Genomic DNA, 399 nt, shown 5'->3' on the forward strand with positions numbered 1-399 from the left:
GGGCGGGCGCCCGGCGCCCGCCCCGTCAGCCGCAGGCCCACGTCGGCGTGGGACGCATGGCGCACCAGGAGGATCTCGACGCCGATGACTTCCCCCATTCGCTGCGCGCCCCAACGCCCTCTCGCAAGGAATGTTCCACAGGGCTCCCGTCAGCCGGGGGCCGTGCCCCCCTTGGCGGCGTCCTCGGCCTCGATGCGGTCCAGCACCGCCTCTGGGGCCACGTCGCGGCGCACCTCGTGCAGGTCGGCCTCGATCCCCATGCGCTCGGCCATGCGGGCCAGGACGTCGGCCATGCGGGTGATCTCGTGCTCGGCGAGCAGGCTCACCTGGAGGTCGAGGTCGGCGCGCTTGTCGGCGGCGGCTGCCATGCGGTTCTGGCTGATGAGGACGAAGGTGCTC

At 73.2% G+C, this 399-nt stretch carries 1 protein-coding gene; it reads right to left on the bottom strand.

Annotated elements, in window-relative coordinates; translation table 11 throughout:
* Window positions 1–149: 149 nt before the first annotated feature.
* On the bottom strand, window positions 150–399 hold a 250-nt coding region (locus I6F37_RS43275), incomplete at its 5' end, for a DUF1003 domain-containing protein (RefSeq protein ID WP_225154876.1).

Origin of the sequence: Bradyrhizobium sp. NBAIM08 (genome assembly GCF_020193935.1) — a bacterium.
Taxonomy (GTDB): domain Bacteria; phylum Pseudomonadota; class Alphaproteobacteria; order Rhizobiales; family Xanthobacteraceae; genus Bradyrhizobium; species Bradyrhizobium yuanmingense.